The following is a 25244-nucleotide window of genomic DNA, read 5'->3' as shown; positions in this document are numbered from 1 at the left end:
TGTCCTCGTCCCCGATGAATCGCATCCTCGTCCTCGGCGGCACCGGCTTCGTCGGCCGCGCCACCTGCGCCGAACTCGTCGAGCGCAGCGGTGGTGCCGGCGGCACGATCACGGTGCCCACGCGCCGCGCCCGCGCCGGGCGCACGATCCGCTACCTGCCCACCGTCGAAGTCGTCGAGGCCGACGTCGTGCGCGACGACCGTGCGCTGGCTCGGCTGGTCGCCGGCCAGGACGCCGTCGTCAACCTGATCGCGATCCTGCACGGCGACGAGGCCCGCTTCCGCGAAGTCCATGTCGAGCTGCCGCGCCGGCTGTCGAAGGCGATGCGCGATGCCGGCGTGCGGCGGCTCGTGCACGTCAGCGCGCTGGGCGTCGGACCCAACGCGCCGTCGCTGTACCTGCGCTCGAAGACCGAGGGCGAAGCGGTGCTGCGCGACGCCGGCCTCGAGCTGACGATCCTGCGCCCGTCGGTGATCTTCGGCGCCGAGGACCGCTTCATCAACCTGTTCGCGAAGCTGCAGGGCGTGCTGCCGCTGGTGCCGCTGGGCGGCGCGCAGGCGCGCTTCCAGCCGGTGTGGGTGCAGGACGTCGCGCGCGCGATCGTCGTCGCCCTCGAGCGCCGCGACGCGATCGGCCAGACCTACGAGTGCGTCGGCCCGACCGTCTACACGCTGGCCGAGCTGGTGCGGCTGGCCGGGCGCATCGCCGGGCACGAGCGCCCGGTGCTGCCGCTGCCCGGCGCGCTCGCGAGCCTGCAGGCACGGCTGATGGAGCTCGCGCCGGGCGAGCCGCTGATGTCGCGCGACAACCTGCTGTCGATGCAGGTGCCCAACGTCGCGACGGGCCAGCTGCCGGGCCTCGAGGCGCTGGGCATCGTCCCCTCGGCGCTCGAAGCGATCGTGCCGACCTACCTCGGCAGCGGTGCCGGCCGCGCGCGCCTGACGCCGCTGCGCGCGCGGGCGCACCGCGACTGAGCCTGCCAGCGGCGAGCCAGCGGGCCGGCCGACGGTGAAGAGCTACGTCGTCGGCGGCGCCGTGCGCGACCGGCTGCTCGGCCGGCCGGTGGGCGACGTCGACCACGTCGTCGTCGGCGCGACGCCCGAGCAGATGCTCGCGGCGGGCTTCCGGCCCGTCGGGCGCGACTTCCCGGTGTTCCTGCATCCCGCGACCGGCGAGGAGTACGCGCTCGCGCGCACCGAGCGCAAGGTCGCGCGCGGCTACCACGGCTTCACGTTCCACGCCGACGCATCGGTCACGCTCGAGCAGGACCTCGCGCGGCGCGACCTGACGATCAACGCGATGGCGATCGACCCCGACAGCGGCGACGTCATCGACCCCTACGGCGGCCGGCGCGACCTGGCCGCGCGCGTGCTGCGCCACGTCACCGACGCATTCGCCGAGGACCCGGTGCGCATCCTGCGCGTCGCGCGCTTCGCGGCGCGGCTGCCCGACTTCAGCGTCGCGTCCGAGACGACGGCGCTGATGCGTCGCCTCGTCGACGCCGGCGAGGTCGACGCGCTGGTGCCCGAGCGCGTGTGGCAGGAGCTCGCGCGCGGGCTGATGGAGCCGCGCCCGAGCCGCATGTTCGAGGTCCTGCGCGACTGCGGCGCGCTCGCGGTGCTGCTGCCCGAGGTCGACCGCCTGTGGGGCGTGCCGCAGCCCGCGCAGCACCACCCCGAGGTCGACACCGGCGTGCACCTGATGCTCGTGCTCGACGCCGCGGCGCGCCTGGACGCACCGCTGCCGGTGCGCTGGGCCTGTCTCGGGCACGACCTCGGCAAGGGCACGACGCCGCGCGACGAGTGGCCGCGCCACCTCGGCCACGAGGCACGCAGCGTGCAGCTCGTCGAGGCGATCGACCGCCGGCTGAAGGTGCCCGGCGACTGCCACGAGCTCGCCGTGCTCGCCGCGCGCGAGCACGGGCACGTGCACGCCAGCGCCGGGCTCGACGCCGCCGGCGTGCTGCGCCTGCTCGAGCGCTGCGACGCGCTGCGGCGGCCCGAACGCTTCGCGCAGCTGCTGCTCGCGTGCGAGTGCGACGCGCGCGGACGCAGCGGGCGCGAGGACGAGCCGTACCCGCCGCGCGAGCGGCTGCAGCGCGCACTCGACGTCGCGCGCGCGGTCGACACGGCAGCGATCGCCGCATCCGCCGGCGGTGTGCCCGGCCCGCAGATCGGCGCCGCGATCCGCCGCGCCCGCGTGGCCGCGCTCGCCGACGCCGGCATCGCCGCGGCGTCCTGACGGCGGCGAGCCCCCCGGCCCGCGCGGCGGGCGCGGCTGCGCTACGCTCGACGGCCACGGGCAGTCCGGAAGCGTGGCATGGGGTTGGCCGACGGCATCCGCAAGCACGGGTTTCGCAAGTGGTACGAGCGCGAGCTGCTCGGCAGCCATGCGTGGCTGGTGCTGACCTTCCTGTGCACGATCGGCCTGGCCGCGGCCTTCGAAGGGCTGAGCCTGGGCGGCACAGACGCGCGGCTGGGCAACTTCGCGGCGATCGGGCTGTGCGGCGTCGTCGGCGTCGTCGCGCTGCGCCGCTACCTGTACCGCCTGATGCACGCCGAGCAGGTGGCCAACCAGGCGGTGTGCGCACAGTGCCAGACCTACGGCCGCCTCGAGGTCGCCGCCGAAGAAGCCGGCGGGCGGCGGCTGCGCGTGCGCTGCCGCCACTGCGGGAACGAGTGGTCGCTCGAGGGCTGAAGCGGCGCCGGCGCCGGTCAGACCAGCGCGCCGATCGCCATCGCGATCAGGCTCAGCAGCAGGCTGCTGGCCAGCGGCACGTACCACTCGCGCCCGCCGAGGCGGAAGCTGAAGTCGCCCGGCAGGCGGCCGAGGCCGATCTTCTCGAGCCACGCGCGCAGCCCGTTGAAGACGAGGAACGCGAGCAGGAACACGATCAGCCAGCGCATCGCGGCCTCACAGCGTGTGCGTGCGGTCGCCGGCGGCGAAGCCCAGCGGCGCCACGTCGATGCCGCGGCCGAACGCGAGCACCTTGAACAGCTCGCCCATCTCGTGCTCGGTCAGCAGCTTCTGCGCGTTTGCGCGCTCGCGCAGGTCGGCGTCGGCCAGCAGGTCGAGCAGCCCGCAGTTGATCAGGAACCGCGCCTGCGTCGTGTAGCCGAGCACGTCGGCACCGGCGTCCTGTGCCGCGAGCGCGACCGCCGTGAAGTCGACGTGCGACGTGATGTCCTTGTCACCGACGTCGGCGAGCGGGTCGGCGTCGGCGCGGTGCGCGCGGTGGCACATCAGCGTGCCGCCGGTGCGCTGCGGGTGGTAGTACTCGGCCTGCGGGAAGCCGTAGTCGACGAACAGCGCGGCGCCGCGGTCGAGCCGCTCGGCGATCGTCGCCACGAACGCGCACGCCTGCCGGTGCAGTTCGGTCACGGTCCCGGGCACGAAGCCGGCATCGACGGGCGGGCGCAACTCGGTCGGCCGGTCGGCCCAGACGAAGCGCTCGCCGTCGAGCGCGACGCCGCGCTCCCACCAGCGCTCGCCGTCCCAGTGCAGCAGCTGCACCGGCATCGCGTCGAGCACCTCGTTGCCGACGACGACGCCGTGCAGCCGCGCCGGCAGCTCGGCCAGCCACTCGACGCGCGCGCCGAAGCGCCGCAGCCGCTCGCGCTGGCGCGCCGCCAGCGCCGGCGAGACGTCGACGATCGCGTAGCGGCGCACGCGCTCGCCGAGCGCGTCGAGCAGCTGCTCGGCCAGCGCCCCCGAACCGGCGCCGAACTCCCACACCGTGTCGGCGCCGGCCGCGTCGAGCCACTGCGCGACCTGCCGCGCCAGTGCGCGGCCGAAGTACGGCGACAGCTCGGGCGCGGTGACGAAGTCGCTGCCCGACGCCGGCCCGAGGCCGAACTGGCGGTCGCCGCGCGCGTAGTAGCCGCCCTGCGGCGCGTACAGCGCCAGCGCCATGAAGCGGTCGAACGGCAGCCAGCCGCCGGCCGCGGCGATGGCCTGCGCGATGTGCCGCTGCAGCGGCGTCGATACACTGGCCGGCTGCGCGCCGCCGGCCGGCGACGCCGCCGTCGCCCTCCGGGCCGAGCGCTCGTTCATCGACCGATTGTAGGAAGCCCATGTCCGCCCGCCCCGTCGTGCTCGTCACCGGCGCCGCCCGCCGCCTCGGGCGCGCGATCGCGCTGCACCTCGCGCGCCAGGGCCACGACGTCGCGGTGCACTACCACCGCTCGCAGGCCGACGCCCGGCGCACCGTCGACGACGCCGTGGCGGCCGGCTCCGCCGCCGCCGCGTTCGCGGCCGATCTCGCCGACGAGGCCGCCTGCCGGGCGCTGGTGCCGGCCGTCGTCGCGCACTTCGGCCGGCTCGACGCCGTCGTCAACAACGCCTCGCTGTTCGAGCCGGACCACGCGGCCGACTTCAGCTACGCCGCGATGGAACGCCACTGGCGCGCCAACACCGCGCCGGCCGTCGTGCTCGCGCAGGCACTGCACGAGCACCTCGCCGCGCGCGGCGCCACCGAGCCGGGCTGCGTCGTCAACCTGCTCGACCAGAAGCTGTGGAATCCGAACCCCGACTGCCTGTCGTACACGCTGTCGAAGGCCGCGCTCGAGTGCGCGACGACGCTGCTCGCGCAGGCGCTCGCGCCTCGCGTGCGCGTGTGCGGCGTCGCGCCCGGCCTCACGCTGGGCAGCGCGCAGATCGACGACGCCAGGCTCGCGCAGCTGCAGGCCAAGGCGCTGCTCGGCTACGGCGCGCGGCCCGACGACATCGCGCACGCGGTGCACTTCCTGCTGACCGCGCGCGCGAGCACCGGCACGACGGTGCTCGTCGACGCCGGCCAGCACCTGCAGCCGCACGATCGCGATTTCGGGTACCTCGCATGAACGGCCCCACCGCGCTGCGGCGACTGTCGGTCGAGCGGCTGCGCCTGCTCGCCAGGCGCACGGTGCGCCGCGGCCGGGCGCGCATCATCCAACCCAACGTGTTCCCGCCTTGCGACGGCGCGTCCGCCGTCGCCGACGTCCATGTCCACGACCTCGCCTGACACCGCCGTGACCACGCCGGCCGCCGACCCGCGCCGCGCCGAGTTCGAGCTGCGCAAGCTCGACAAGCGCCTGCACCGCCTGGTCGGCCAGGCGATCGCCGACTTCAACATGATCGAGCCCGGTGACAAGGTCATGGTGTGCGTCTCGGGCGGCAAGGACAGCTACGCGCTGCTCGACATCCTGCTCGGGCTGCGCCGGCGCGCGCCGATCGCCTTCGACATCGTCGCCGTCAACCTCGACCAGAAGCAGCCGGGCTTCCCGGCCGACGTGCTGCCGACGTACCTGCGCTCGCTCGGCGTCCCGTTCCACATCGAGACGCAGGACACGTACTCGATCGTCAAGCGCCTGATCCCCGAGGGGCAGACGATGTGCAGCCTGTGCTCGCGGCTGCGCCGCGGCATCCTGTACCGCGTCGCGAGCGAGCTCGGCGCGACCAAAATCGCGCTCGGCCACCACCGCGACGACATGCTGCAGACGCTGCTGATGAACATGTTCTTCGGCAGCCGTCTCAAGGGCATGCCGCCGAAGCTGGTCAGCGACGACGGCCGCCACATCGTGATCCGCCCGCTGGCCTACGTCGCCGAGGTCGACCTCGAACGCTGGGCCGAGCACCGCCAGTTCCCGATCATTCCGTGCACGCTGTGCGGCAGCCAGCCCAACCTGCAGCGCGCGCAGATCAAGCAGATGCTGCGCGACTGGGACAGGCGCTTCCCGGGACGCATCGACAACATGTTCACCGCGCTCGCCAACGTCGTGCCGTCGCACCTGATGGACCGCAAGCTGTACCCGTTCGAGACGCTGCAGCGCACCGGCGTCGCCGACCCCGACGGCGACATCGCGTTCGACGAGGAGCCGTGCGCGCCGGCGCCATCTGCGATCCGCATCGTGCGCGACGACCCGCGCGACGGCTGATCGGGCCCGAAGCGCCGTCGCACGGACGGCGCCGTGCGGCCGCTTGCGGCCTGTGGCGGTCGTTCGTGAAGGCTTGATTGCGACGGTGGTGACCGCGGGCAGGACCTGCACCGGTGGTGGCGGCAGGGCGATGGCGGCACCTGTGTGCTTCGGCCCACCTCGCGCGGACCCGTCGGCGGTGTACGAAGCGCGGTGCGCTCGGCACCGCACGTGGCCTGCCGACGCCGGCGCGTGCGCGAATGGGGCCTGCGCACCCAGGTACCGCCATCTCCCTGCGCTCCACGGTCGACGTCCTGCTAGCGCGTGCAGTGCGCCAGCGTTGGGACGGCGCGTGGCGTGGGCGTGCGGGCGCAGGCCCCATTCGCGCTCGCCGCCCACCGTGCCAGGGCACCACGCTGCGGACGGCAGGGCGACCGCAGTGCACCGCCGCTGCCGCGCGAGGTGGGCCGGAGCACGCATGCCCACGCCGCGTGCCGGGCACCCACCTTCGCAGTCAAGGCGTCACGAGCGACCGCGACGGGCCGAAGCCGGACGCCTACGTCCCGTTCACCGCCGCGAGCACGCGCGCGTCGTCTTCCCAGCCGCGCAGCCGGGCCGCCGCGCGCTCGCGCTGCGCCGGCGTCGTGTCGTTGTGCATGCGCGCGATCAGCTCGCAGTTGAAGCGCTTCAGGCGCTGCTGGTGCTCGCGGTACTCGGCGCGCGGCGACGCCGTGATGCGCTGCGCGAGCTCGGCCAGCATCGGCTGCACGCGCTGCGGCGTGCGCTCGGCTGGCGGCAGCGCCTGCACCGCGCGCAGCGTTGCCAGCAGGTCGTGCTGGCGCTGCAGCCGCTCGGCGTACCAGCGCTCGGGGTCGGCGGGCGAAGCGGCCATCGCCTGCGCGAGCCGCTCGCGCTGCGCGCGGTCCAGGCGCCCGTAGACGTTCTCGAGGCGCGCGCGCATGCGCTCGACCTGTGCGCGCTGGCGCGCGGCCGCGTCGTCGGGCAGGAACTGCGCGCGGAACTCGGCGTTGCCTTTCGCGAGGCGCTGCTCGAGGTGCGCGAGCTGCGCCGGCGTCAGCGCGATCACGAGCTCGGCGAGCCACGGCAGCGCCTGTTCGATCGCCACCTGCGCGCGCTGCTGCAGCGCGTCGGCCCAGCGGCACACCTGCTCGGGCTGCGCCGGCTGCAGCACCTGCTGCTGCGCGTCGCGCAGCAGCTCGGCGTACTCGGGCAGCTGCGTCGCGCGGTGCCACGCGAACCAGCCGCGCAGCGCGTCGCGCACGAGCGGCGACTGCTCGGCGGTGAAGTCGACGTAGCCGTCGAGCCACCAGTACGCGAGCTCGTGGCCCTGGCTGTAGCCCAGGCGCACCGCGCTGCAACCCGTCACGATCGCCGCGACGGCGAGCAGCCACAGCGCCCGGATAATCCGTGCGCTACCCAAGGATGCTTTGATGGGCCACAACGTCGTGATCCTCGCCGCCGGCCGCGGCACCCGCATGAAGTCGCAGCGGCCGAAAGTGCTGCACCGGCTCGGTGGGCGCGCGCTATTGCAGCACGTTCTCGACGCCGCTGCCGGCGTGGCGGCATCGCGCGTCGTCGTCGTCGTCGGCCACGGTGGCGACGAGGTCGAGGCGGCGTGTGCCGCGCCCGGGCGCGTGTTCGTGCGCCAGGAGCCGCAGCTGGGCACCGGGCACGCGGTGCAGCAGGCGGTGCCGGCGCTCGACCCCCACGCGCCGACGACGCTGATCCTCAACGGCGACGTGCCACTGGTCACCGCGGCCACCGCGCGCGCCCTCGTCGACGCGTGCGGCGGCGAGCGCCTGGCGCTGCTGACGATGACGCCGGCCGACCCGCACGGCTACGGGCGCATCGTGCGCGACGGCGAGCGCGTGCTCGCGATCGTCGAGGAGAAGGACGCCACACCAGCGCAGCGGGCGATCGGCGAGGTCTACACCGGCATGATGGCTGCACCCACCGCCGCGCTCGGGCGGTGGGTCGCCGCGCTGAAGAACGACAACGCGCAGCGCGAGTACTACCTGACCGACGTCGTCGCGATGGCGGTGGCCGACGGCGTGCCGGTCGTCGGCCTGCCGGTGGCCGACGAGACCGAAGCGCTGGGCGTCAACAGTCCGCAGCAGCTCGCCGACCTCGAGCGGCGGCTGCAGCGCCGCCACGCCGACGCGCTGATGACGGCCGGCGTGCGGCTGGCGGACCCGGCGCGCATCGACGTGCGCGGCACGCTCGAGTGCGGCACCGACGTCGAGATCGACGTCGGCTGCGTGTTCGAGGGCCGCGTCGTGCTCGGCGACGGCGTCACGGTCGGGCCGCACTGCGTGCTGCGCGACACGACAGTAGCCGCCGGCGCGCGCATCGAGGCGTTCAGCCACCTCGACGGCGCGCAGGTCGGCGCCGACGCGCGCGTGGGCCCGTATGCGCGGCTGCGCCCGGGCGCCGTGCTCGGCGACGAGGTGCACATCGGCAATTTCGTCGAAGTGAAGAACTCGACGCTGGCGCGCGGCGCGAAGGCCAACCACCTCGCCTACCTCGGGGACGCGACGGTCGGCGAGCGCGTCAACTACGGCGCCGGCAGCATCACGGCCAACTACGACGGGGTCCACAAGCACCGCACCGTGATCGGCGACGACGTGCTGATCGGCTCGAACTGCGTGCTCGTCGCGCCGGTGACGATCGGCGCCGGCGCGACGATCGGCGGCGGCTCGACGATCACCGACGACGCACCGGCCGGCGAACTGACGCTCGCACGCGGCCGGCAGGTGACGATCGCCGGGTGGAAGCGGCCGGTCAAGACGAAGAGCGGCAAGACCTCCGACGGCGGCCGCTGAGCCGCAGCCCCGCCGGCGCTCACGCCCCGGCGGCGCCCTGCCCTTCGAGCACCTCGGCGGCCAGGCACAGGTCGTCCCAGGCCTTGGCCTTGTCGGCGGGCTGGCGCAGCAGGTACGCCGGGTGGTAGGTCACGACGAGCGGCACGCCCTGGTAGCGGTGCACGCGCCCGCGCAGACGGCCGATCGGCTCGTCGGTGCGCAGCAGCGCCTGCACCGCGAAGCGCCCCATCGCGAGCAGGATGCGCGGGCGCACGAGCTGGATCTGGCGCACGAGGAAGGGCTCGCAGCGCGCCATCTCCTCGGGCAGCGGGTTGCGGTTGCCCGGCGGGCGGCACTTGAGCGTGTTGGCGATGTAGACCTGCCGCTCGGGCGGGCCCGGCTCGCGCGTGAGGCCCAGCGCGTCGAGCATCGCGTCGAGCAGCCGGCCCGCCGGGCCGACGAAGGGCTCGCCCTTGAGGTCCTCCTGCTCGCCGGGCGCTTCGCCGACGATCATCCAGTGCGCGCGCTCGTGGCCGACACCGAACACGGTCTGCCGGCGCGACTGCGCGAGCGCGCACGCCTGGCACGCGGCGACGGCCGCGCGCAGCGCGGGCCAGTCCATCGTCGCGACGTCGCCGCGCGACGTCGCGGGTGACGGCGCAGCGGGTGCGCCAGGCGGCACCGGCGCGGGGGCCGCGCCCTGCGCAGCCGCTGCGGGTGGCTGCAGCGGCGGGCTCGTCACCGTCGCCCCCGGCCACAGCTCGATGCCCATCTCGCGCAGCATCGCGCGCTGGCGTTCAGTCCATGCCATCGCGACTCCCGGCGGACCAGGGCGCCAGGTCCAGGCTCATCAGCACGGCGTCTTCGCGCCGGCCGTGCGCGGCCGGGTAGTAGCCGCGCCGCCGGCCGACCGGCACGAAGCCGTAGCGCCGGTACAGCGCCTGCGCCGGCGCACTGCTCTCGCGCACCTCGAGCCACAGGCTGCGCGCGCCGCGCGCGACGCTGCGCGCGACGAGTTCGTCGAGCAGCCGCCGCGCGTGGCCGCGGCGCTGGTGCGCCGGCGCCACCGCGAGGTTGAGCAGGTGCATCTCGTCGACACCGGGCAGCGCGACGAAATAGCCGATGACTTCACCGTCGGCGGCGCGCAGCACTTCGGCGAGGTGACCGGCCACCAGCGAATCGACGAAGTTGCCGCGCGTCCACGGGAAGCTGTAGGCGCTGACCTCGAGCGCGTACACCGCGTCGACGTCGTCGAGCGTCATCGGCGCCAGGCGGGGCGCCGGCGCGTCGTCGGGACGCGGTCGGGGGTTCACCGCCACCTCACCGTGCCGCTGCGGCCGCGCGCTCGGCCGTCGTCAGCGCGACCTTGTCGCGCAGGTACAGCGGCAGCGCGTCGGCGGGGTCGACACCGCCGCCGTCGCGCCAGGCCGTCTGCGCGAGCCGCATCAGCGCGGCGCCGCGGTCGCCCGGTTCGGGCCACTGCACGACGCACGGCGGCAGCATCAGCCGGTCGCCGAACACGTTCAGCGCCGAGCCGGCCACCTCGGCCGGAGGCTCACGCTGCCACGCGTCGACCAGCGGCGGCAGCGCCCACAGCGCCGGCGGCTGGCGCAGCCGCCAGCGCGCGCCGTCGTGCACGTAGCGGCCGGCGTAGATCTCGTCCATGCGCGCGTCCATCGCGACGGTGACGTCGTCGCCGGCGCCCTGCGCGCGCGCCGCGTCGGCGACGACGAGCAGGCTGTCGAGCGGCAGCACCGGCCGCCCGAGGCCGAGTGCGAGCCCCTGCGCGACGGCGCACGCGGCGCGCAGGCCGGTGAAGGCGCCGGGGCCGCGCGCGAATGCGATCGCGTCGACCTCGGCGAGCGCGAGTCCCGCCTCGGCGAGCAGCTCGTGCAGCGCCGGCAGCAGCCGCGTCGAGGTGCGCGGCCCGCCGGCCTCGTCGCGCGTGAACACACCGTCGGGGGTCGCGACGGCGAGCACCATCCGCTCGGTCGAAGTGTCGATCGCGACCAGTCTCGCTGCCATGCACCCGCCCGCCGCGTCAACGCGTCGCCGCCAGCGCGGCCGCCGGTGCCGGCGCCGGCACCGCACGCAGCCCGACGAACAGCCCGAGCGTCACGCACGCGAGCCCCGCCAGCGCGTGCGCGCCCAGCGGCTCGCCGAGCAAGGGCACCGCCGCGAGCGCGGCGATGCCGGGCACCAGCGCGGTGACCATCGTCGTGCGCACCGGGCCGAAGGTGCGCACCGCGTGCGTGAACGCGACGCCGGCCACCCACATCGCGAGCCCGCCCTGGTACAGCGCCTGCGCGCCGATCTCGGTCCACGACGCGGCGGCGAGTGCGCTCGGCCACCAGCCCATCGCGGCCCCGAGCGCGTACAGCGGCACGTAGCTCGCGAGGCAGCCCACGGCGATCGCCAGCGTCGCCGCCACCGCGCCGACCTGCCAGCGCCGGCACAGCACCGTGTAGGTGCCCCAGCACATCGCGGCGGCGAGGAACATCAGGTCGCCGCGCCACGTCGTGTCGCCGTCGAACGCGCGCGCGAGGCTCGCACCGCCGACGAGCAGATCGCCGGCGACGATCAGCACCAGGCCCAGCATGCGGCGCGCCGTCAGCCGCTCGCGCAGCAGCACGAGCGCGGCCAGCGCCGTCCACAGCGGCAGCGAGCCGGGCATCAGCACCGCGCCGTGCGCGGCCGGCGCGAAGAAGAAGGCGCTGTAGGCCAGGCTGCAGTAGCCGATGCCGGCGGTGCCGGCCAGCGCCGCGACGCGCCACCAGCCGAGCCCGGCCAGCGGGCTCGCGCCGCGCGGCGCGAGCACCGCGAGCACGGCAAGACCCACCAGCCCCGAGAACACGAAGCGCACGAACGCGACGTCGAACGGTGTCAGCGTCAGCCGTGCGCCGTAGCGCGCGACGACGATGAACGACGACCAGATCAGCAGCACCGCGACCGCGCTGGCCGCGCCGATCGCGCGCGCGCGGGAAGACGACGGCACCGACATGGCGGTCAGTGTAGCCGTGCGATCATCACCGCATGTCGCTGCGCACCGTCACGGTCTGGCTCGCGGCCGCCCTGTGGGCAGGTGCCGGCGCGGCCGTCGCGCAGGCGCTGCCGGGCGAGGTCGCGCGCGAGCTGCAGCGCGCCCGCGTGCCGGCCGAGGCGATGGCCGTCGTCGTGCAGGAGGTCGGCGCCGCGGCGCCGCTGCTGCAGCACCACGCGCGCGACGCCGTCAACCCGGCGTCGCTGACCAAGCTGCTGACGACCTACGCCGCGCTCGACCTGCTCGGCCCCGCGTGGACCTGGCGCACCGGCGTGTGGCTCGACGGCCCGGTCAGGGACGGCGTGCTCGACGGCGCGCTCGTGATCCGCGGCAGTGGCGACCCGACGCTGACGCTCGAGCGCACCTGGCTGCTGCTCGAGCGCGTGCGCCAGCTCGGCGTGCGCGAGATCCGCGGCGACATCGTGCTCGACCGCAGCGCGTTCGCCGAAGCGCAGGGCACGCCCGCCGACTTCGACGGCGAGTGGCTGCGGCCGTACAACGTGCAGCCCGACGCGCTGCTGCTGAACTACAAGGCCGTCACGTACCGCTTCGTGCCCGACGCGGCGCGCGGCGTCGCGCGCGTCGGCGCCGAGCCGCTGCTCGACGGCGTCATGGTCGACGCCGAAGTGCCGCTGTCGCGCGAGGCGTGCGGCGACTGGCGCGGCGGGCTGAAAGCCACGCTCGAGGATCCGCAGCGCGTGCGCTTCGAAGGCAGCTACCCGCTCGCGTGCGGCGAGCGCAGCTGGCCGGTCGCGTATCCCGACCCCGCGAGCTACAACGCGCGGCTGCTGCGCGCGCTGTGGCGCGCCGGCGGCGGGCGGCTGGCCGGCACGGTGCGCGACGGCACCGCGCCGGCCGCACCGCCGAGCTTCGAGTTCGAGTCGCCGCCGCTGGCCGCCGTCGTGCGCGACATCAACAAGTTCAGCAACAACGTGATGGCGCAGCAGCTGTTCCTGACGCTGGCCGCGCAGACGCAGACGCCGCGCACGCCGGCCACGCCGCAGGCCGCACGCGATCTGCTCACGCGCTGGGCGCTCGAGCGCTTCGGCGAGCCCGACGGGGCGTTACGGCTCGACAACGGCTCGGGCCTGTCGCGCGAGACGCGGCTGACGGCGCACTCGCTCGCGCGGCTGCTGCAGGCGGCGTGGGCGAGCCCGGTGATGTCGGAGCTGATGTCGTCGCTGCCGGCCAGCGGCGTCGACGGCACGCTGCGGCGCTCGCGCGCGCAGCCCGGGCGCGCGCACCTGAAGACCGGCTCGCTGCGCGACGTCGCCGCGGTGGCCGGCTACGTGCTCGGCACGAGCGGGCGGCGCTACGTGCTGGTGGCCGTCGTGCAGCACGCCAACGCGCAGGCCGCGCGACCGGCGCTCGACGCGCTGGTGCAGTGGACGCTCGACGACGCCGCGCGCCGCCCGTGACGCGGCCCGGGGACGGCCGGCGATGACGGCGGAGTGGGGAACGTGGATCGGCTACGCCGCGGCGACGCTGACGACGGCATCGTTCGTGCCGCAGGCGTGGCTGACCTTCCGCACGCGCGACGTGGCCGGCATCTCGCTGGGCATGTATGCGTGCTTCACGGCGGGCGTCGCGCTGTGGCTGGTCTACGGCATCGCGCTGGGCGAGTGGCCGATCATCGTCGCCAACGCCGTGACGCTCGCGCTGGCGGCGAGCATCCTCGCGGTCAAGGTCGGCGTCGTGCGCGCGCAGCGGCGCGCGAAGCGCCACTCGCGCTGAGCAGCGACGCGTCGGTCAAAACGGGTTGTTGCTCAGGCGGCTGAGCGCGACGCTACCCAGCCGCGCCTGACCGCGCGGGGCGAGGCGCAGCAGGTCGGCCCACAGCCAGCCGTCGTTCGTCGCGCCGCTGACGAGCGTCGCGCTGGTGCAGTCGAGCAGCGGGTCCGGCGACGTGTCCGGCCAGGGCGCGGCGTTGTTGCACGCGACACCCGTGACGTTGGTCAGACCGTAGCTCGACGGCGTGCTGACCATCGCCTGCACCTGCTCGAACGCGTCGACGAGGCCAATCACGCGGCCGTCGTTGACGATGCCCAGCCGCAGCCCGCTGTTGAAGGCCTGCGCGAGCCGCGTCAGCAGCGCCGCACGGCCGGCGAAGGCGGCCTCTTCGGCGCGTGCATACGGCGTCTTGCCGACGTCGATCACGGTCGCGACGAGCACGACGGGGCCGCCCAGGCGCACGACGCCGTTGATCGCAATGGCCAGCGCCTCGCCGCGGGACTCGAGATCGGCGGCGAGCGCGGCCTCGTTGCTGCCGTTGTACGTTGCGTAGACATCGAGCACGTCGTGCAGACCGACCGCGACCGTGACGAGGTCGCGCGCAGCCCTCTCGCCCGCATAGGCCGCCAGTGCGGCCGTCACGTCGGCGACGCGCGCGCCGGGTGTGGCGCGCATGAACGCGGCGGGCGTGGCCGCGCTCGGGTTGCACTCGGCGAACACGAGACCGACCTGCGACGCGACCGACTGCACCCAGATCGGGTTCAGCCGGCAGTCGCGCTCGCTAGCGCTGGTCAAGCCGTTGATCGTGTACTTGCGCCCGTTCGCGCCGTCGGCGTTGATCGCGCTCATCTCGTCGCCGAACACGAACAGACGCTGCGCGTCGAACTCCTGCACTTGGCTGCCGCCGCAGCCCGCGAGGAGCCACGCGGTGGCGAGGGCGGCGAACCAGTGCCACGCGCGGCGGGCGGTCGGACAGCGAGGCGCAGGGGCGCTGGACATCATGCGGGCTCCATCGGGGACAGTCGCGGGCGGGTCGGGCGTTCAGGCGGCGGCGCGCTGCAGGCGGTCGCGCACGCCTTCCCAGGCGGGGGTCGCGGGCGGCCGCTCGACCCATATCTGGTCGACGCCGGCGGCGTCGAGCTCGCGCAGCGTCGCGAACAGTTCGCGTGCCGCCGCCTCGGCGTCGTCGGGCATGCGGCGCTGCAGCGCGACGCCACCCGCCGCCACCGGCGCGCGCGAATATACCGCCACGCACACACCGGGCGGCGGTGCGGCCAGCGCCGCGCGCAGCGACTCGGTGTCGAACAGGCGCACGCGTGCCGCCGGCGCGTAGTGCGACGCCAGCGTGCCGCTGGCGCGCGGGGCGCGCGCGTCGGGCGCGGCCAGCGGCTGGCCGGCGGCGGCCTCGAGCCGCTCGCGCGTCAGCACGCCCGGGCGCAGCAGCACCGGCACGCCGCGCGTGACGTCGACGATCGCCGACTCGATGCCCACCGGGCACGCGCCGCCGTCGAGCACGGTGAGCGCGTCGCCGAACTCGGCGATGACGTGCGCGGCCGTCGTCGGGCTCACGCGACCGAAGCGGTTCGCGCTCGGCGCCGCGACGCCGGGCACGCCGAGCCGCGCCGCGGCCGCGAGCAGCGCGTGCGCCACCGGGTGCGACGGGCAGCGCAACCCGATGCTGTCCTGCCCGCCGGCGGCGGCACGCGCGACGCCGTCGGCGCGCGGCACGATCAAGGTCAGCGGCCCGGGCCAGAACGCCGCGATCAGCCGCTGCGCGAGCGGCTCGAGCCTGGCCGCGAAGCGCGCGGCCGCCGCCGCGTCGGCGACGTGGACGATCAGCGGGTGGTCCGCCGGCCGGCCCTTGGCGGCGAAGATGCGCGCGACCGCCGTGTCGTCGTCGGCGCGTGCACCGAGCCCGTAGACGGTCTCGGTCGGAAACGCAACCAGTTCGCCGGCAGCGAGGCGACGCGCCGCCTCGGCCACGGCCGCCGGATCGCGCGCGTCGAGCAGCGGCATCGCCGTGGGACGGGGCCGTCAGAGCGCCGGCAGCAGCGGCAGCCCGAGCCGCGCGGCGGCCTGCTGCGCGACGTCGCGCGCGGCGTCGGCGTCGGCCGCCGTCACCGTCAGGTGCCCCATCTTTCGCCCGCGCCGCGGCGACGCCTTGCCGTACAGGTGCAGGTGCACGCCGGGCAGTGCGAGTACGTCGGCCCACGGCGGCGTGCGCTCGCGGCCGTCGGCATCGAACCACAGGTCGCCGAGCAGGTTGAGCATCACCGCCGGCGAGTGCAGCCGCGGCGCCACCAGCGGCAGCCCGGCCGTCGTGCGCACCTGCAGGTCGAACTGCGACTGGTCGCACGCGTCGATCGTGTAGTGGCCCGAGTTGTGCGGGCGCGGCGCCATCTCGTTGGCCACCAGCGCGCCGTCGTCGAGAACGAAGAACTCGACGCACAGCACGCCGACATAGTCCATCGACGCGGCGATCGCGTGCGCCGCGTCGAGCGCGCGCGCCGCGATGCCGTCGGGCAGCCCGCGCGCCGGCACTTCGGTGACGGCGAGGATGCCGTCGCGGTGCCAGTTGCGCTGCAGCGGGAACTGCACCATGTGCCCGTGCGCGTCGCGCGCGACGATCACGCTGACTTCGGCGGCCAGCGGCAGGCGCTTCTCGAGCACGCAGGGCACGCCCTTGAGCGACGCCCACGCGGCGGCGAGCTCGTCGCGCGTGGCCACGCGCACCTGGCCCTTGCCGTCGTAGCCCAGCGTCGACGTCTTCAGGATGCCGGGCAGCAGTGCCGCGTCGACGGCGGCGAGGTCGGCGTCGGTCTCGATCACGGCGTAAGGCGCGCACGCGACGCCGGCGCGACCGAACTGCGCCTTCTCGGCCGCGCGGTGCTGGCACACCGCGACGGCGTCGGCGCCCGGCGACACCGGCCGGTGCGCGCCCAGCGACAGCAGCGCCTGCGCCGGCACGTTCTCGAACTCGGTCGTGATCGCCGCGCAGCGCTGCATCAGTTGCGCGAGGCCCTGCTCGTCGAGGTAGCCGCACTGCACGTGGTAGTGCGCGACGAGCCCCGCGGGGCTCGTCGGGTCGGGGTCGAGCACCGCGGTGAAGTAGCCCATCGCCTGCGCCGCCTGCACGAACATGCGCCCGAGTTGGCCGCCGCCCATCACGCCCAGTGTCGCCGGACGGCCGTCGGGGCCGGTGCTGCCGGGCAGGATGACGCGCTTCACGGCTGCCCCAGCTGCGCCGTCATCGCGCGCGCATCGGCGGTCTGGCGCGCGCGGAAGGCGTCGAGCCGGGCACGCAGCGCCGCATCAGTGGTGGCCAGCAGCGCGACGGCGAACAGCGCCGCGTTGGCCGCGCCGGCCTCGCCGATCGCGAAGGTGGCCACCGGGATGCCCTTGGGCATCTGCACGATCGAGTACAGCGAGTCGACGCCCTGCAGGTGGCGGCTGGCCACCGGCACGCCGAGCACCGGCACCGTCGTCTTCGCCGCGAGCATGCCCGGCAGGTGCGCCGCACCGCCGGCGCCGGCGATGATCGCGCGCAGCCCGCGGGAGGCCGCGGTCTCGGCGTAGGCGAACATGTCGTCGGGCATGCGGTGCGCCGAGACGACACGTACCTCGTGCGGCACGCCGAATTCGGCGAGCAGCTTCGCGCCCGCCTCGAGCGTCGCCCAGTCGCTCTTCGAGCCCATCACGACGCCGACCAGCGGCGAGCCAATCGGCGCGCTTTCAGGGGCGACGCTCACGGGGATGCTCCACAATGCAGGAAAGCGTGGAATTGTAGGCGGCGCGCCGCGCGCGACGCCGGTGCCCGAGGATCCGCCATGATCGACATCACCCTGCAGAACTTCGAAACCGACCTGATCCAGGCCTCGATGCAGCAGCCCGTGCTGCTCGACATCTGGGCGCCGTGGTGCGGGCCCTGCCGCACGCTGGGGCCGATCCTCGAAAAGCTCGAGGTGGACTACGGCGGACGCTTCAAGCTGGCCAAGCTCAACAGCGACGAGCAGCCCGAGATCGCCGGCCAGCTGAGCCAGGCGTTCGGCGTGCGCTCGATCCCGTTTTGCGTGCTGTTCGACAAGGGACAGCCGGTCGACGGCTTCGTCGGCGCACTGCCCGAGGCGCAGGTGCGCGCCTTCCTCAACCGCCACGTGCCCACCGCCGAGGCGATGCAGGCCGACGCCGAAACCGCCGCCGCCGAGGCGCTGGCCGCCGGCGGTGACACCGACGCCGCGCTGGCTCGGCTGCAGCAGGCGGTGGCGATCGACCCCGGCAACGACGACGCGCGCTACGACTACGTCAAGCTGCTGCTCGAGCGCGGGCAGGTGGCGGCGGCGCGCGCCGCGTTCGAACCGGTGGCTGCAAAGGCGGCGCTGGACGCCCGCTTCGACGCGGTGGGCCGCTGGCTCGAGGCGTGCGAGGCGGCGCCGAAGGCGCGCAGCGCCGACGCGCTGGCCGCGGCGATCGCGGACAACAAGCGCGACTTCGACGCGCGCTTCGAGCTCGCGCAGACGCACTTCGCGGCCGGGCGCTTCACGCAGGCGATGGACGAACTGCTCGAGATCGTGATGCGCGACAAAGGCTGGCGCGACGAGCTCGCACGCAAGACCTACGTCGCGATCCTGCAGCTGATGACCAAGCCGCTGGCCAAGGCCGCGCCCGAGGCCAAGGGCGCGCTCGAGGTCACCGGCAAGGCCGCCGCAGCGCCGGTCGACCCGGTGGTCGACCAGTACCGGCGCAAGCTGAGCATGGCGCTGTTCTGACGCGCCAAGCCGCGCACCACCGGCAGCGCCTCACGAAGCCGCCAGCGCGTCGTCGAGCAGCGCGGCCAGGCGCTGCTGCTCGGCGCGGTGTGCCGCGAGGTCGCGCTCGGCGCGGCCGCGCCACACCGTGGCCTGCGCATCGTCGCCGAGCGCGGCCAGGACCTGCGCGATGCGCGCCGCGGCCACCGCGCGGTCGTCCGTCTCGCAGCCGGCCACGGCCTGCAGCGACTGCGCGAGATCGGCGCGCGCGGCGGCCTCGCGGCCGAGCTGCAGCCGGCACCACGCAATGTCGGCGAGGAAATACGCCCGCAGCCGCGCCTGCCCGTCGGCCATCGCGCGTTCGAACCACTGCTCGTACAGCGCCAACGCCTCGGCGCAGCGCCCCTCGTCGACGAGCAGCTGCGCGCGCACGACCGGCACCATCGACGGCAGCGACGCGCCGCCGATGCCGTGCTCGAACGACGCCGTCGACTCGACGCCCAGCAGCGCCTCGTGCGCCAGCGCCGCCGCGTCGGCCGCGTCGGCGCAGCCGAACACCGCCGCGATGCGCGCCTGGCTGGCCTGCAGCGTCGCCCGGTTGAACATCAGCGACGACAGCGCCGCCTCGTCGCCGTCGGCCACGGCGTGCTGGCGTGCGAGGTCGTACCACGGACGTGCGCGGTCGGCACGGCCGGCGTAGTGGTACGCCGACGCGGCGACGAGACAGGCGCGCCAGCGCGCCGCGTGGTGGTCGGGCGCCGCGTCGCGCAGCGCCTCGACGAGGTGTGCCGCCATCGGCGTCATGTCGCTGGCCATCAGCTCCAGGTGCGCCAGCCACGCGGCGGCCAGCACGCGCAGCGGCGCCAGTTCGGCGGCGCGGCTGAGCACGTGAGCGCGCTGCAGCCGGTCGCGTGCGTGCGGCGCCATCGACTCGAAGTAGTCGCAGATCCCCTCGGCGAGTGCGGTCCACGCGCTGACCGCCGGGTGCGGACGCAGCGCGAAGCGCGCGTGAAGGTCGGCCAGCGTGCGCCGCGCGTCGTCCAGCCTGCCCTGGCGCGCGAGGAAGGCGGCGCGCTCGGCGCGCAGGCAGGCCAGCTCGATCGGTTGCCGCGTCGTGGCGATCGCGGCGTCGAGCCGGGCCAGCAGCCGCGACGCCATCGCCTCAGGGGGCCGGAGACAGCAGTCGGTTCAGCGCCTCGCGGTACTTGGCCGCGGTGGCGGCGATCACCTCGGCCGGCAGCGCCGGCGCCGGCGCCTTCTTGTTCCACGGCCGCCCGTCGATGCGCACCGACTCGAGCCAGTCGCGCACGAACTGCTTGTCGAAGCTCGGCGGGTTGTCGCCGCGCTCGAGCGCCGCGGCGTAGCTCTCGACCGGCCAGTAGCGCGACGAGTCGGGCGTCAGGATCTCGTCCATCAGCGTCAGCGTGCCGTGCTCGTCGAGGCCGAACTCGAACTTGGTGTCGGCGATGATGATGCCGCGCTCGAGCGCATACGCCGCCGCCTCGGTGTACAGCGCGATCGACACGTCGCGCACGCGCGCCGCGAGCTCGGCGCCGACGATGCCGGCGGCCTGCGCGAACGTGATGTTCTCGTCGTGCGCGCCGGCCTCGGCCTTCGTCGCCGGCGTGAAGATCGGCCGCGGCAGCTGCTGCGCGTTGCGCAGCCCCGGCGGCAGCGCGACGCCGCACACGCTGCCCGACTCGCGGTACTCCTTCCAGCCCGAGCCGGCGAGGTAGCCGCGCACCACCGCCTCGATCGGCAGCGGCTTCAGCCGCTTGACGAGCATCGAGCGGCCGCGCACCTGCTCGACCTCGTCGGGCGCGACGACGGCGGTCGGGTCGTCGCCGGTCAGGTGGTTCGGCACCACGTGCGCGAGGCGCTCGAACCAGAACAGCGCCATGCGCGTGAGCAGCTCGCCCTTGCCCGGGATCGGCTCGCCCATCACGACGTCGAACGCGCTCAGGCGGTCGGTGGCGACCATCAGCAGCCGGTCGGTGCCGACCGCGTAGTTGTCGCGCACCTTGCCGCGCGCGACCAGCGGCAGCGAGTGCAGGTGCGATTCGAACAGCGCGCTCGTCATCGGGACGACCTCATCGGCCGATTCTACGGACCACGCCCTCGACCATCTCGCGCAGCGCGGGCTCCTGCCAAAGGTCGAACTGGTCGCGGTACGCGAGCTGCGCCTCCTGCAGCGAGCCGAGCATGACATACGCGCTCTCGCGCGGCTTCGGCTTCACGGTCGAGCGCAGCACCTTCGCGAGGTGGCGGTTCGCACGCAGCGTCTCGGCCAGCAGCGACGTGGCCTCGCCACGCCGCCCGAGGTGCCACAGCGCGAGCACGTGCGCGAGCGCCATCTCGTCGCTGTCGTCGGGGTAGCGCTCGGCGAGCGCGAGCGCGTCGGCGTGCAGGCCGCGGCGCAGCAGCACGGCGGCCAGACGGGTGCGAAAGCCGTGGTTGTCGTTCGGGTTCAGCACCTCGACGAGGTGGCGCAACACGTCGAAGCTGCGCTCGGCGGTGGGCGTGTCGTCGGCGACGACGTGCTGCGCGAGCACGCGCAGCGCCGGCCGGTTCGACCACACGCCCCACTCGCAGCGTGCGCGCGGAAAGCGTTCGCGCAGCTGCGCCCACAGCGCAAGTCCCCGCTCGAGCAGACGCCGAGACAGGGCGGCCGACGCCGGACTCGGGTGCGCCTCGAGCGCGAGCAGCAGCCCGTCGATGACTTCGAAGCTGTCGCCGAGCGCCGGCTCGGCCTCGAGCAGCGCCATCCACTTGCCGAAGCCGCGCCACGCGTCGCCGCCGTCGGCGTGCAGCGCCACCAGCGTCGGCGCGCCGGCGTCGAACACGGCGTGCCAGCGCTCGAGCGCGCGGTCGAGCGCCTTGGCCGGGCGCAGTTCGCCGAGGTCGTCGGCGCCGGCGTCGCGCAGGTCCAGCCGCAGCTGCGGCGGCGGCAGCGCGGCCAGCCACGCGTCGAGCCGGCCGAGTTGCGGGTCGTGTTCGAGCGTCGCGTGCTCGAAGTAGGCGAAACCCTGTTCGCCGAGCCGATGCAGCGCGGCGATCAGGTCGTCGTGGCGGCCGTCGGCGTTCATCCGCTCGAGGCGGCGGACGTGGAACTGCGCGCGCGCGCGCGCCTGCGCCGCCTCGCCGAGGCCCAGCAGCATCGTGACGTCGAGCAGCGCGAGCGCGGGGTCGTCGGGCGCGAGCCGCTGAGCGTTCGTGAACGCGGCGCGGGCCTCGTCGGGCTTGCCGGCGTCGGCGGCCATCAGCGCCAGGCGCTGCCAGCCCTTGGCCTGCACCAGCGGCCCGCCGCGCTCGATCATCGCCTGCGCCAGCGCCTTGCGCTTGCGCGGCTTGCCGAGGTCGGCGTACAGGTCGCCGAGCAGGTCGAGCAGGTCGGCCCATTCGTCCGGGTAGGGCCCCGGCTGCGCGGCCCACGGCTCGAGCAGCGCGACGGCGTCGGCCAGCCGATGCTCGTGGCGCAGCATCGCGGCGGCCTCGTCGACCAGGCGCGGCGCGATGCGCGAGGCCGGCAGCTCGCGCCACGCCTTCTTGCCCATCGCGTCGAGCACGGCGGGCGTCGTCATCGCCTCGGACAGCCTCGGCAACGCCGCCATCATCGGCTCGCAGCACTGCTTGAATTTGCGCAGCGAGCCGCACAGGCACGGGTCGTTGCGGCCCGGCAGCGGCAGGCGGCGGGGCTGGAACCGGTGCTGCGGCAGCGGCGTCGCCGCATAGATCATGTGGCCGATCAGGCGCATCAGCCGCGACGCGTCGACCGCGTGGGCTTCGCCGCGCATCGACGGCGGCAGCACGCCGGGGCCGATCGACGCGCCGTGGCGCGCGATCCAGTCGAGGTAGGCCTGCGGGTCGGCGTCGCGAACGAGCTTGTTCGCACTCGTGCGGATCAGCAGATCGAGCGACTGCGAAAACTCGTCGTCGGGTGCGCTTGCGCGATCGTCGCTCACCGAGACCCCCGCCGGCGACGGGCCAGGGCGTGTGCCGTGGCCCGGTCTTGGCGTACCAGCATCCGCCTCAGACCACCGTCTGGGCGAGTTCGCCCCTGGCGTAGCGCTGCGCCATCTCGGACAGCGGCACCGGCTTGATCTTGGCGGCCTGCCCTTCGCAGCCGAACTCGAGGTAGCGCTGCTTGCAGACGCGGTACGCGGCTTCGCGCGCGGGCTTCATCCACTCGCGCATGTCGAACTTGTCGGGGTTCTCGGCGAGGAACTTGCGCACCGCGCCGGTCATCGCCAGGCGGATGTCGGTGTCGATGTTGATCTTGCGCACGCCGTACTTGATCGCCTCCTGGATCTCGGACACCGGCACGCCGTAGGTCTCCTTCATCTTGCCGCCGTACTGGCGGATCTGCTCGAGCAGCTCCTGCGGCACGCTCGAGCTGCCGTGCATCACGAGGTGCGTGTTCGGGATGCGCTGGTGGATCTCCTTGATGCGGCCGATCGCGAGGATGTCGCCGGTGGGCTTGCGGCTGAACTTGTACGCGCCGTGGCTGGTGCCGATCGCGATCGCCAGTGCGTCGAGCTGGGTGCGCTTGACGAAGTCGGCCGCCTGCTCGGGGTCGGTGAGCAGCTGCTCGCGCGTCATCGTGCCCTCGGCGCCGTGGCCGTCCTCCTTGTCGCCCTTCATCGTCTCGAGCGAGCCGAGGCAGCCGAGCTCGCCCTCGACGGTGACGCCGAGCCGGTGCGCCATCTCGACGACCTTCTTCGTCACGTCGACGTTGTAGTCGTAGCTGGCCACCGTCTTGCCGTCGGCCTCGAGGCTGCCGTCCATCATCACCGACGAGAAGCCGAGCTCGATCGCGCCGCGGCACACGTCGGGGCTCTGCCCGTGGTCCTGGTGCATCACCAGCGGGATCTGCGGCCACTGCTCGATCGCGGCCTGGATCAGGTGCTTGATGAACGGCTCGCCGGCGTACTTGCGCGCACCGGCGCTGGCCTGCAGGATCACTGGCGCGCCGACCTCGGCCGCGGCGGTCATCACCGCCTGCACCTGCTCGAGGTTGTTGACGTTGAACGCGGGAATGCCGTAGCCGTTCTCGGCGGCGTGGTCGAGCAGCTGGCGCATCGAAACGAGGGGCATGGCGGTCTCTCGAAGTGGTGACGGAAGACGCTGCGGCCGGCGGCGCGCCGGGGGGCGCGGCGGCACGCCAGCGCGCAGTGTATCGACGCGCGGCGCGCCGACGCCGCGCCGGCGCCCCGACGCCCCCCGGGGCGCGGGGGCGCGGCCGCCGATCGGCGCGAGTGGGCGGCAATGCCACCGCTGATCGGAGGGTCGGGCCGCGGCGCCGGCGCCGACACTGCCGACATCGCTGGACGCGCGCGACCGCACTGCCATGGCCCGCCTGAACCTGCACGACGTCACGACCTGGATCACTGCGCTGGCGCTGCAGCATCCGCGCGACCTCGCCGCCGCCGTCGCGACGCGCACCGGCGCACGGCGCGCCGGCGCGGCACGCCTGCTCGGGCGACTCGTCGCGCTGGGCTGGCTCGCGCGCGACGGCAGCCGCTCGCGGCCCGTCTACCGGCCCGGGCCGCTGCGCCAGGTCGTGCAGCGTTACGCGCTCGCCGGCCTCGACGAGGCGCGCGCGTGGACACGCGACTTCGCGCCTTGCTTCGACCTGCCGCCGGCGGTCAGGCGCATGGTGCAGCACGCGTTCACCGAACTGGTCAACAACGCCGTCGACCACAGCGGCGGCAGCACCGTGACGGTGTCGATGCGGCAGACGCCGGTGCAGGTGCAGCTGCTGGTGTCCGACGACGGGCGTGGTGCCTTCGACGCGATCCGCGAGGCCTTCGCGATCGACGACCCGGCACAGGCGATGCTCGAGCTCGCCAAAGGCCGCCTGACGACGCAACCGGCGCGCCACAGCGGCCGCGGCCTGTACCACGTGGCGCGTCTGGCCGACGTGTTCGACCTGCACGCCAACGCCAGCGGCTGGCGCCGTCTGGCCTGGGACGACGGCCGCTGGCAGGCCACGCGCGCGCTGCCGCGCCAGGGGACCTCGGTCTACGTCGCGATCGCGCTGGACACGACGCGCACGCTCGACGGCGTGCTGCGCGCCGCCAGCCGCGACGGCACGCGCGGCGGCATCGACCACACCGTCGTGCCGCTGCGGCTGCTCGCTGCCGACGGCGTGCTCGAGTCGCGCGCGCTGGCGCGGCGCGCCGCGTGGCGGCTGGAGCAGTTCGCGTCGGCGACGCTGGACTTCGACGGCATCACCGACGTGGGCCCCGCCTTCGCCGACGAGCTGTGGCGCGTGCTGCCGGCGCAGCGCCCCGCGATGCAGATCGCCAGCGTCAACGCGACGCCGGCCGTCGCGTCGCAGCTCGGGTGCGTCTGATCGGCGCCCGACCGGCCGTCAAAGGACCGCCCGCGGGCAGCGCCCTCAGCCGCCCAGCATCGCCTTGCGCAGGTCGGCCTGCACCGGCTTGTCCGACAGCCACACGCGCAGCAGCGCGTCGTTGAACGCCGCGCCGGCGATCGCGCCGAGCGCCTTGCCGTTGTGGCCGACGCGCGTCTCGCCGTCGACGTAATCGATCGTCACGACGTCGCCCTTCTTGGCCTCGCCGATGGTCTTCATCAGCGCGACGAGCTGGTCGGTCTGCGGCTTGACGGCGGCGAGGTCCTGCGCCGCATTGGCACCCTTCATGCCATCGACGAGCGCGTTGACGAGGTCCTCGGCGCCGACGTCGCGCAGCATGTCGAGCTGCACGCGGCGCGGGCTCTGCGCCAGCGTGCCGGCGAGGTCGCCCGCCTTGGCCGGTAGGTACAGCGACGCGACATAGACCCTGAACATCAGCCGCGTGCGCACGCCCGCGCCGTTGAGCACCAGTTCCTTGCCGGCCAGCGTCGCGCGCTCGGGCAGCTGGACCCCGCCGACCTCGAGTGCCCACGCCGACGCGGCGATCAGCACCGACGCTGCCGCCACGCTCCACTTGCCGATCATTCGCCTTCTCCTCTTTGTGCCGCGGTGTGCGCCGCAGGCTGCTTTGTAGCC

At 74.4% G+C, this 25244-nt stretch carries 27 protein-coding genes; 11 read left to right on the top strand and 16 right to left on the bottom strand.

All coding sequences use genetic code 11. The features are described 5' to 3' along the window. Nucleotides 1-14: 14 nt before the first annotated feature. The 3 genes from DRV96_RS10585 to DRV96_RS10575 all read left to right on the top strand — a co-directional run bounded on the left by DRV96_RS10585 (nt 15) and on the right by DRV96_RS10575 (nt 2697). On the top strand, nt 15-974 hold the full coding sequence (locus DRV96_RS10585) for a complex I NDUFA9 subunit family protein (RefSeq protein WP_119290751.1): 960 nt from the start codon (nt 15-17) through the stop codon (nt 972-974). Nucleotides 975-1008: 34 nt separating this feature from the next. Continuing rightward, nucleotides 1009-2241, top strand: a complete 1233-nt coding sequence (locus DRV96_RS10580) for a multifunctional CCA addition/repair protein (RefSeq protein ID WP_119290749.1) — start codon at nt 1009-1011, stop codon at nt 2239-2241. A gap of 78 nt (nt 2242-2319) precedes the next feature. Next, nucleotides 2320-2697, top strand: a complete 378-nt coding sequence (locus tag DRV96_RS10575; protein WP_119290747.1) for a hypothetical protein — start codon at nt 2320-2322, stop codon at nt 2695-2697. 17 nt (nt 2698-2714) lie between these two features. On the opposite strand, the gene DRV96_RS10570 is transcribed toward DRV96_RS10575, so the two are convergent. Continuing rightward, nucleotides 2715-2906, bottom strand: a complete 192-nt coding sequence (locus DRV96_RS10570; protein ID WP_119290745.1) for a DUF2905 domain-containing protein — start codon at nt 2904-2906, stop codon at nt 2715-2717. Between the two features lie 7 nt (nt 2907-2913). Then, on the bottom strand, nt 2914-4053 hold the full coding sequence (locus DRV96_RS10565) for a class I SAM-dependent methyltransferase (protein ID WP_119290743.1): 1140 nt from the start codon (nt 4051-4053) through the stop codon (nt 2914-2916). Between the two features lie 20 nt (nt 4054-4073). On the opposite strand from DRV96_RS10565, the gene DRV96_RS10560 reads away from it, so the two are divergent. Genes DRV96_RS10560 through ttcA form a run of 3 tightly spaced genes read left to right on the top strand, consistent with a single transcriptional unit; the run spans nt 4074 to nt 5915 of the window. Beyond that, entirely contained in the window at nt 4074-4841 is a 768-nt protein-coding gene (locus tag DRV96_RS10560; RefSeq protein WP_119290741.1) for an SDR family oxidoreductase, read from the top strand. Further along, nucleotides 4838-5002 carry a hypothetical protein gene (locus DRV96_RS18050; RefSeq protein ID WP_162911016.1) on the top strand — a complete coding sequence of 55 codons (165 nt, stop codon included), beginning with the start codon at nt 4838-4840 and terminating at the stop codon, nt 5000-5002. Before DRV96_RS10560 ends, DRV96_RS18050 begins: the two co-directional genes overlap by 4 nt. Continuing rightward, complete coding sequence (gene ttcA, locus DRV96_RS10555; protein WP_119290739.1) at nt 4983-5915, top strand: tRNA 2-thiocytidine(32) synthetase TtcA; 933 nt, start codon at nt 4983-4985, stop codon at nt 5913-5915. The genes DRV96_RS18050 and ttcA overlap by 20 nt, the downstream gene beginning before the upstream one ends. 535 nt (nt 5916-6450) lie before the next feature. Here ttcA and DRV96_RS10550 read toward each other — a convergent pair. Beyond that, complete coding sequence (locus DRV96_RS10550; protein ID WP_119290736.1) at nt 6451-7335, bottom strand: DUF6279 family lipoprotein; 885 nt, start codon at nt 7333-7335, stop codon at nt 6451-6453. 10 nt (nt 7336-7345) lie between these two features. On the opposite strand from DRV96_RS10550, the gene glmU reads away from it, so the two are divergent. Beyond that, nucleotides 7346-8737, top strand: coding sequence for a bifunctional UDP-N-acetylglucosamine diphosphorylase/glucosamine-1-phosphate N-acetyltransferase GlmU (gene glmU, locus DRV96_RS10545; protein WP_119290734.1), 1392 nt, complete (start codon nt 7346-7348; stop codon nt 8735-8737). A gap of 19 nt (nt 8738-8756) precedes the next feature. On the opposite strand, the gene DRV96_RS10540 is transcribed toward glmU, so the two are convergent. From DRV96_RS10540 to DRV96_RS10525, 4 genes are read right to left on the bottom strand one after another with little or no spacing between them, the layout of a single operon-like run. Then, nucleotides 8757-9527 carry a uracil-DNA glycosylase gene (locus DRV96_RS10540; protein WP_119290732.1) on the bottom strand — a complete coding sequence of 257 codons (771 nt, stop codon included), beginning with the start codon at nt 9525-9527 and terminating at the stop codon, nt 8757-8759. Beyond that, entirely contained in the window at nt 9514-9978 is a 465-nt protein-coding gene (gene rimI / locus DRV96_RS10535) for a ribosomal protein S18-alanine N-acetyltransferase (RefSeq protein ID WP_119290803.1), read from the bottom strand. The genes DRV96_RS10540 and rimI overlap by 14 nt, the downstream gene beginning before the upstream one ends. Nucleotides 9979-10036: 58 nt before the next feature. After that, the gene (gene tsaB / locus DRV96_RS10530) at nt 10037-10741 is read right to left on the bottom strand and encodes a tRNA (adenosine(37)-N6)-threonylcarbamoyltransferase complex dimerization subunit type 1 TsaB (RefSeq protein ID WP_119290730.1); all 705 of its coding nucleotides are present in this window, start codon (nt 10739-10741) and stop codon (nt 10037-10039) included. 16 nt (nt 10742-10757) lie between these two features. Further along, nucleotides 10758-11717 (bottom strand): DMT family transporter, encoded by a 960-nt coding sequence (locus tag DRV96_RS10525; protein WP_119290728.1) that lies wholly within the window; start codon nt 11715-11717, stop codon nt 10758-10760. 32 nt (nt 11718-11749) lie between these two features. Between DRV96_RS10525 and dacB the strand changes: the two genes are divergently transcribed. Both dacB and DRV96_RS10515 read left to right on the top strand, forming a co-directional pair. Next, nucleotides 11750-13174 carry a D-alanyl-D-alanine carboxypeptidase/D-alanyl-D-alanine endopeptidase gene (gene dacB, locus DRV96_RS10520; RefSeq protein ID WP_119290726.1) on the top strand — a complete coding sequence of 475 codons (1425 nt, stop codon included), beginning with the start codon at nt 11750-11752 and terminating at the stop codon, nt 13172-13174. 22 nt (nt 13175-13196) lie between these two features. Further along, complete coding sequence (locus DRV96_RS10515) at nt 13197-13490, top strand: SemiSWEET transporter (RefSeq protein WP_119290724.1); 294 nt, start codon at nt 13197-13199, stop codon at nt 13488-13490. A gap of 15 nt (nt 13491-13505) precedes the next feature. On the opposite strand, the gene DRV96_RS10510 is transcribed toward DRV96_RS10515, so the two are convergent. Genes DRV96_RS10510 through purE form a run of 4 tightly spaced genes read right to left on the bottom strand, consistent with a single transcriptional unit; the run spans nt 13506 to nt 17182 of the window. After that, nucleotides 13506-14489, bottom strand: a complete 984-nt coding sequence (locus DRV96_RS10510) for an SGNH/GDSL hydrolase family protein (protein ID WP_119290722.1) — start codon at nt 14487-14489, stop codon at nt 13506-13508. 39 nt (nt 14490-14528) lie between these two features. Continuing rightward, a complete protein-coding gene (locus DRV96_RS10505; protein ID WP_119290720.1) occupies nt 14529-15503 on the bottom strand; it encodes an L-threonylcarbamoyladenylate synthase in 975 nt (324 codons plus the stop codon). 18 nt (nt 15504-15521) lie between these two features. Continuing rightward, nucleotides 15522-16715, bottom strand: a complete 1194-nt coding sequence (locus DRV96_RS10500; protein ID WP_119290718.1) for a 5-(carboxyamino)imidazole ribonucleotide synthase — start codon at nt 16713-16715, stop codon at nt 15522-15524. After that, entirely contained in the window at nt 16712-17182 is a 471-nt protein-coding gene (gene purE / locus DRV96_RS10495) for a 5-(carboxyamino)imidazole ribonucleotide mutase (protein ID WP_210757024.1), read from the bottom strand. The genes DRV96_RS10500 and purE overlap by 4 nt, the downstream gene beginning before the upstream one ends. A gap of 132 nt (nt 17183-17314) precedes the next feature. Between purE and DRV96_RS10490 the strand changes: the two genes are divergently transcribed. Then, nucleotides 17315-18253 (top strand): tetratricopeptide repeat protein, encoded by a 939-nt coding sequence (locus DRV96_RS10490; RefSeq protein WP_119290716.1) that lies wholly within the window; start codon nt 17315-17317, stop codon nt 18251-18253. Between the two features lie 30 nt (nt 18254-18283). Here DRV96_RS10490 and DRV96_RS10485 read toward each other — a convergent pair whose 3' ends face one another. The 4 genes from DRV96_RS10485 to fba form a co-directional block, all read right to left on the bottom strand. Then, nucleotides 18284-19390 carry a hypothetical protein gene (locus tag DRV96_RS10485; protein WP_119290715.1) on the bottom strand — a complete coding sequence of 369 codons (1107 nt, stop codon included), beginning with the start codon at nt 19388-19390 and terminating at the stop codon, nt 18284-18286. 4 nt (nt 19391-19394) lie between these two features. Continuing rightward, entirely contained in the window at nt 19395-20312 is a 918-nt protein-coding gene (locus DRV96_RS10480) for a phosphoribosylaminoimidazolesuccinocarboxamide synthase (RefSeq protein ID WP_119290712.1), read from the bottom strand. 10 nt (nt 20313-20322) lie between these two features. Further along, the gene (locus tag DRV96_RS10475; RefSeq protein ID WP_119290710.1) at nt 20323-22194 is read right to left on the bottom strand and encodes an SEC-C metal-binding domain-containing protein; all 1872 of its coding nucleotides are present in this window, start codon (nt 22192-22194) and stop codon (nt 20323-20325) included. A gap of 67 nt (nt 22195-22261) precedes the next feature. Continuing rightward, entirely contained in the window at nt 22262-23326 is a 1065-nt protein-coding gene (gene fba, locus DRV96_RS10470) for a class II fructose-bisphosphate aldolase (protein WP_119290708.1), read from the bottom strand. Between the two features lie 253 nt (nt 23327-23579). Between fba and DRV96_RS10465 the strand changes: the two genes are divergently transcribed. After that, on the top strand, nt 23580-24587 hold the full coding sequence (locus DRV96_RS10465) for an ATP-binding protein (protein ID WP_119290706.1): 1008 nt from the start codon (nt 23580-23582) through the stop codon (nt 24585-24587). A gap of 45 nt (nt 24588-24632) precedes the next feature. Here the strand turns inward: DRV96_RS10465 and DRV96_RS10460 are convergent, their stop codons facing one another. Further along, on the bottom strand, nt 24633-25193 hold the full coding sequence (locus tag DRV96_RS10460; protein ID WP_119290704.1) for a chalcone isomerase family protein: 561 nt from the start codon (nt 25191-25193) through the stop codon (nt 24633-24635). Nucleotides 25194-25244: the final 51 nt, after the last annotated feature.

This window comes from Azohydromonas sediminis, from assembly GCF_003574675.1.
GTDB lineage: Bacteria > Pseudomonadota > Gammaproteobacteria > Burkholderiales > Burkholderiaceae_C > Calidifontimicrobium > Calidifontimicrobium sediminis.
The sequence above is the reverse complement of the archived record's forward strand: the minus strand, read 5'-3'. Positions and strand labels throughout refer to the sequence as shown.